Source organism: Vibrio sp. Y42_MX_L11 (genome assembly GCF_024181785.1).
In the GTDB taxonomy this organism is placed as follows: Bacteria; Pseudomonadota; Gammaproteobacteria; order Enterobacterales; family Vibrionaceae; genus Vibrio; species Vibrio diabolicus.
The window spans coordinates 24,266-30,810 of sequence record NZ_JAMZAP010000033.1 but is presented as its reverse complement, the minus strand read 5'-3'; the positions used below and the strand labels follow the sequence as shown (position 1 = coordinate 30,810).

Genomic DNA, 6,545 nt, shown 5'->3' with positions numbered 1-6,545 from the left:
TTTTTTCAAATTTCTTTTTCTCTCACTTCCGACTCGCTGTGTGACTTTCGTCTCACTCCGTGTCGGTGGATGCGCAGTATAGGGAGTTGAGAAATTAGTACAAGCGTTTTTTGCAAAAAAAACTTTCAACCGAACAAATAGTAATCACTTTGTGTGTATACCAAGCGATCTTGGCTATTTTCTCTCATTTAAAAGGATCTTTCCTCAAGAAAAAGGGCGTTTCTACCTGAATTACGATCTTCAAATTTGATGTAATTGAAGCAAATGATATTCGCTCAACGTGCTTTTTCTTTTCTGCCTGCTGTATAAAAGATAAAAAAAGAGCAGAACGATAACGAACTGCTCTTTGGTCTTTGCTTTTTACTTGGGGTACTTCAGGTGAAGTCTTGGAAATTGCTTCTTCTATATAGAAGAAAAGATCAGAGCATCCTTGCCCTTCTCTTTTACGACAGATTAGCTAGGGGTATATCTAAATGTCGTGGTTGTTCGATGACACATTGAGCTCGTAAGAGTGGAGCATGCTTGCATTCCCAATGGCGTCATCTTCGAGAGGAACTTAGTTCTTCAATACTTTTACGGTGTAGCTACCATCTTTTTGTTGGTACAGACCGTGGATGTCGGTTTCGAAACCAGGGTAATGCGCACCGATCTCACAAAGCATCTCGAGGAAGTCCAGCACAGGGCGAGACTCTTGAGTCACCATTTCACCAGGAAGTACTAGTGGCACGCCTGGAGGGTAAGGAAGGATCATGTTCGCACTTACGCGACCAACCATTTCTTCCAGTTTGATTTCTTCTACGTTACCGCGAAGCTCTTCTTGCCATGCTGCGTGTGGTGTTACTTTCATTTCTGGAAGAACATCGAACGCTTTGTACATTAGCTCTGGTAGATTGTATTTCTTAGTTAGGTCGTGAATTGCTTGTGCTAATTCTTGAACGCGCATGCCTTCATAGAAGCTTGGGTCTTCATTATATAGCGAAGGTAGGAAGCTCTTGATGGTTAGGTTCAAGTCGTACCCACGTTTAAATTCAGTCAGACCGCGTAGCAATTGCATTGCTTTTGATTTGTCGATACCGATTGAGAATAGGAACAACAAGTTGTATGGACCTGTTTTCTCTACCACGATGCCGCGCTCGTCTAGGAATTTAGCCACCAGCGAAGCAGGAATACCTGATTCTTCTAGTTCGCCTTCTTTATTCATCCCCGGAGTTAGTAGCGTTACTTTGATTGGATCAAGATACATGTGGTTGTCATCCATGTTCTTGAAGCCGTGCCATGTGTCGCTAGGGTCTAGTTTCCAACATTCTGTGGTATCGATGTTTTCTGGTTGCCATACATCGAAGAACCAGCTGTCGCTTTCTGCTTCTAGACGTTTGATCTCTTTACGGAAGCGGATTGCGCGATCGATAGAGTCTTGCATCAACTTCTTACCAGTGTTGCCGCGCATCATTGCCGCTGCAGTTTCAGTAGAAGCAACAATGCCGTACTGAGGTGAAGTTGAAGTGTGCATCATGAATGCTTCGTTGAAAGATTCTTTATCAAAGTCGCCTTTCACGTGAATCATTGAAGCTTGTGAGAACGCTGCCAACAGTTTGTGTGTTGATTGTGTTTCGTAGAACACTTTGCCTGGCATCGCTTCACCACTCATACCACATTTACCTTCGTAAATTGGGTTGAAGTTAGTGTAAGGCACCCAAGCACTGTCGAAGTGGATGTGTTTACAATCTAACGACTCTTTGATGAATTGCGTGTTGTACAACAGACCATCGTAAGTTGAGTTAGTCACTACTGCGTAAGTTGGTGCTGTTGCACCTGGTGTTTTCGCCACTTTCTCTGCGATGACATCACGACTGAATTCACTTTGTGGAATACCACCAAGAATGCCGTATGCGTTACGAGTTGGGCGGAAGTAGATTGGAGTAACGTCACTCATCATCATTAGGTGAGTCAGAGATTTGTGACAGTTACGGTCAATCAGTACTGTGCTGCCCGCAGGCGCTGAGTACATACCAACGATTTTATTCGATGTAGACGTACCGTTAGTTACGATGTAAGAGCTGTCTGCATTGAATGTGCGTGCGATGTATTCTTCTGCATCTTTATGTGGACCTGAGTGGTCTAGTAGAGAACCTAGCTCAGGCATTGAGATTGATACGTCCGCTTTAAATGTGTTTGGACCGTAAAAATCGTAGAAGATGCTACCAGCAGGGCTTTTCTGGAATGCAGTACCGCCCATGTGACCTGGAGTACAGAAGGTGTATTTACCTTCTTCTACGTATTTGAATAACGCTTTAGTGAATGGAGGTATGATGGCATCTTTGTATGCCTCTGTCGCTTGGTTGATTTTGATAGCGATGTCGTCAGCCATACCTAAAGCGTACTCGAAGAAACTCACGTTTAGACGTAGGTCTGTTAGTGAAATATCGAGAGTAGACTGTTCATTAGCAAATGCGTGAACAGGCAGTTTTTCGTTGATTTGGCTAATACGTTCACATAGCTCTAGTGAGTATTTATCCCAGTCGAACAGCACACCGCAAATGCGTGGGTTCATCTCAATCATTTTGATCAAGTCTTTATCATCTACTGGGTAAACCACTTCGTAGCCCGCTTTCTCAAGAGCAGCGTGAAGTTGACGAACTGGCTCTTCTTTAAAGAACACACCCATGTGGTTCAAGATAGCGAATATATTCATTTGGACATCTCCAAGGCGAATGAGGGCGCTCTCTGCCATTTACAGGCAGTGAGTAAGGTGAGCGCCGAGTGAATTTGTTTTTTATTGGCTGGCACCGAAGTGCCAGCGTTTGGGGGTTAGTTGCTTGCTTGAGCAGGCATGTCGTCAGCGTGTAGCTTCATGTACTGAGCTAAGCCGGCTTTTTTGCTGTAGAACATCAAGATAACGAGAGACACGATGAAGGTTGCTGTTAGCGTACCGCCTTCTGCACCAGCAAGGGCAATGAAGCAGAACAGACAAGCTACACCAGAGAACAGCATTACGAAGCCGTTGCGTGTTGTCATACCTTCGAAGCGAATCAAGTTAATGCTTGAGTAGAAGTAAGGCAGCATAGTTAGTAGTACTGCGTCAGTTGTTAGCTGGTTGAACAGGTCTGATGCGTGTGCTGTTTTAGAGCTGAAGAACATCAGTACAACCATTAGCGCAGTCATCTTGATTGACGCAAGAATTAGACCTTTCTTAGGCACACCGTTTTTGTCTGTTTCGCCGTAGATTTTAGGGAAGTTGCCATCGCTTGCTGCACGTTTACCAGCCTCGCCCACCAGCATCATCCAAGAACCTAGCGAAGTGAAACATGCTAGTGCTGTGAATGCTGATACGAATGGTGCTGTCCAGCTACCGAATAGCTCAGTGGTTGCCAATGCAAATGGCGCACCTGATGCCGCAACTTCAGAAGCAGGGAACATGCCGCTGATCATTTGAGTTGATAGGATATAAATCACACCTGCGATACCAGTACCCAGCATGGTTGCTAGCGGTACAGTACGTTTAGGATTTTCTACCATACCTGTCGATACTGCTGCTGATTCCACACCAACGAATGACCATAGACAGATAAGAACCGCAGTCACAATCGCATGGCTATCCGTACCCGCAGATACGTTCCAGTTTTGGCTGTATAGCGCAGTGTCGAAGTGTGTCCAACCAAACGCCGCTGTACCAACAACAGGAATGAGGATTAGAACAAGACCAAGCGTACATAGACGGCTTACCCAGCTACCACCAAGTAGGTTAACGAAAGTGAAGATCCATACCGATGCAATCGTCGCAATACCTGCTGGGATTGGGTCATTAAGCACAGGGAAGAATACTGAAAGGTAAGAAACACCTGTAATAGCAATAGCTAGGTTACCAATCCAGTTCGCGTGGTAATAAAGCACGCCCGTTTGGAAACCAAAGACTGGGGAAACTTCGCCCGCATAAGCGATAGGACCACCTTCTTGAGGGTTTTTGGTTGCCAGACGAGCGTAAACAAACGCAAGGCTCAGTGCACCGATCAAACAGATCAGCCAGCTGAAAATTGAAACAGAGCCTACTGAAGCTAGGCTAGAAGGTAACAGTGCAATACCACTGCCCATCATGTTACCGGCGACTACACCCGTACAGGCAATTAGGCCGATTTTTTTCGTATTCGATGACATAACATCTCCAAATCTATTCTACTCAAGTCAACGTGACTCAAACTGAACGGTTATTAGCGAGATGCTATGAAGTAGATACCTGCTCGACCTCGCTAAATTTCGAAGTGAAGACTACGCCCAAAAATCGGGAAAAAAATAAACTTGGCGTTATCAATAAAATGATTAGCTAATCAACATCAAGTTGAGATAAACATGATAAACACAAAAACATAAAACTATATTATTCATGTGGTTATAAGAAAAACATCAAGTCTTCTACCGATAGATAAACTTTCATCAACTCGTTGGTAATCGCGATAAAAATTATCAACCTCAATCAACTTCCCCGTCCCGAAGGGTTGATTCCCTGAACCTGTTGATTCCATAAACCTCTCCCTGATCGCGCTTTTTGACCCACATCAATATTCATCTCGCCGGCAAGAAAGCATCAGAATCATTCTCGCCAAATAACTCAGCCAGACATTCCATACAATCAATAAGAGATAGAGATAAAGATAGAGATAGAGATAGAGATAGAGATAGAGATAGAGATAAAGATAGAGATAGAGATAGAGATAGAGATAGAGATAGAGATAGAGATAGAGATAGAGATAGAGATAGAGATAGAGATAGAGATAGAGATAGAGAAGAAAACCGGATATGTCTTCCCGTTGCAAGCTTGCGTTACTGGCTCCTTCGTAAGTCATTACCCCACCGCCCACCCTTTTCACTTTTCGACAGCGACAAAAAAGCCCCTCACCGAAATGAGGGGCTAGTATTAAACTGACGTAGAGTGCGAGAGAATTAAAGCATTCGAACGACAGAAGGGTGAACAGCGCGATACATGGCGTAATCAATCGCCTTCATGTTACTTGGGAAGACCAAGTTTTCGCACAGCAGGTACGTCTCAACCGACGTATCAATATAGAAAGCTTCGCTGTAAGACTCACTGGCCAAATCCAGATCACCATCCAATTCAGCGTGCTTACCACGAATCACATAAGAAAGCACCGAATCACGTAACCTCAAAGCCTGCCCAAGATGCTGCTTGGCTGAGGCCATGTCACCAATAATGGTTTCGTGCAGGGCTAAAGCTTCATAAATTCGCGGTTGAATTGGCCCAACCATCATTTTTACGTTAGTTTCTAGTGCGTCACTCAACTGCTGCACTCGCCCTTTCTTCAACTCCTGTGAAAAATCGAGCACCTTCTGCACGTGGTAAGCAATTAATAACTCTGCCTGAACGTAAGCGTTATCTGGCTCAATTTCTAAAATGTTTTCCATCAAGTTGACGCCTTGGCGAAACTGCTTGGCATCCGAGACATTGAGATAATGGTTAGCTTGAACAAACAGCTCCAAAGCATCTGGGTTAATTGGCATTCCCGCCACCAGCATCGTGGATTTCAGCTTGGCATCCGGTACTTTCAGGACTTGCATCAAGTCTAACGACGCTTGTTGAAGCACTGTCTTTAAATGGCTGCTGGTTAACGCGTATTGACGACTAAACAACACCTTTTCAGATGAGTTATTGCGATATTCCACCTCTAAAAAGCTGCCACCGTCATTTTCACGAACCCGCACCACAACCGATTTGCCCGGCACAATGCCAGAAGTAAACGACGCCTTCTTTAGCATGACTCGGTAATCACTGACTTGAGCAATGTCAGACATCAACTTTTGGGCAAACCCGTCTGCCAAGTCATAGCTTAACCCTTCGCTCGTGAAGTTATCTTGAAACTTGAATTCGATAAGGTGAGTATCGATGGCTTGCGTGATGCGCACTTCTGACTGCTTGTAGGTAAACACGCCCATCACCACAACCAAGACACTGATCCAGATGAAGTTCATGATCCCCAGGCGCCACGGACTGATTTTATTTTTTTTCTGAGGGGCCTTTTTCTCTTTAGACATCTCACAGACCGCGCGAGTCAGAGGACCTGCAGGAAAGGTGACGGCAGGTGCGATAGGTAGAGTATCTTCTTCTGGTTCTTCAACAATAGGAGGAAGAGTTTCTGAATCACAATGACGACTTGCGAGGAATTCCTCGAGTGTCATTGGGGTCACATTCGCCACCAGCTTGTAACCACGTTTCGGCACTGTAATGACGTAGCTGGTATTTTCTTCCCGACCGTCCCGCAGTAATTTACGTAACTCAAAAATGGACTGAGTCACCACTTGATCGGTCACAATCGCCCCTGCCCAAACGTATTGGATCAATTCCTCACGATTGAACACCTCATTCGCATGCTCCGCTAGGAAATGCAGAAGATTAATTAAGCGTGGCTCAACAGTAACTTCCCTATCTTGTCGATACAGCTTATTTTCATCAACGCTTAAAACCCAGTCATTGATTTGAAAATAGACTCCAACCATGTATGAAAACTCTCGTATCTACAGACAGCGCTACGGCAGGA

3 protein-coding genes are annotated in these 6,545 nt (G+C 44.7%); all 3 read right to left on the bottom strand.

Annotation, left to right across the window (positions count from 1 at the left end):
- Nucleotides 1-556 precede the first annotated feature (556 nt).
- Nucleotides 557-2,692, bottom strand: coding sequence for a lysine decarboxylase CadA (locus NL643_RS21960; RefSeq protein WP_253645187.1), 2,136 nt, complete (start codon nt 2,690-2,692; stop codon nt 557-559).
- 116 nt (nt 2,693-2,808) lie between these two features.
- Entirely contained in the window at nt 2,809-4,152 is a 1,344-nt protein-coding gene (gene cadB / locus NL643_RS21955) for a cadaverine/lysine antiporter (RefSeq protein WP_005397292.1), read from the bottom strand.
- A 783-nt stretch (nt 4,153-4,935) separates the two neighbouring features.
- Complete coding sequence (cadC, locus tag NL643_RS21950) at nt 4,936-6,504, bottom strand: lysine decarboxylation/transport transcriptional activator CadC (RefSeq protein ID WP_253645186.1); 1,569 nt, start codon at nt 6,502-6,504, stop codon at nt 4,936-4,938.
- Nucleotides 6,505-6,545: the final 41 nt, after the last annotated feature.

What these genes read in the sequence shown, in the direction of transcription:
- NL643_RS21960 (WP_253645187.1), bottom strand. Translation starts at nt 2,692, where the DNA reads ATGAATATATTCGCTATCTTGAACCACATGGGTGTGTTCTTTAAAGAA.
- cadB (WP_005397292.1), bottom strand. Translation starts at nt 4,152, where the DNA reads ATGTCATCGAATACGAAAAAAATCGGCCTAATTGCCTGTACGGGTGTA.
- cadC (WP_253645186.1), bottom strand. Translation starts at nt 6,504, where the DNA reads ATGGTTGGAGTCTATTTTCAAATCAATGACTGGGTTTTAAGCGTTGAT.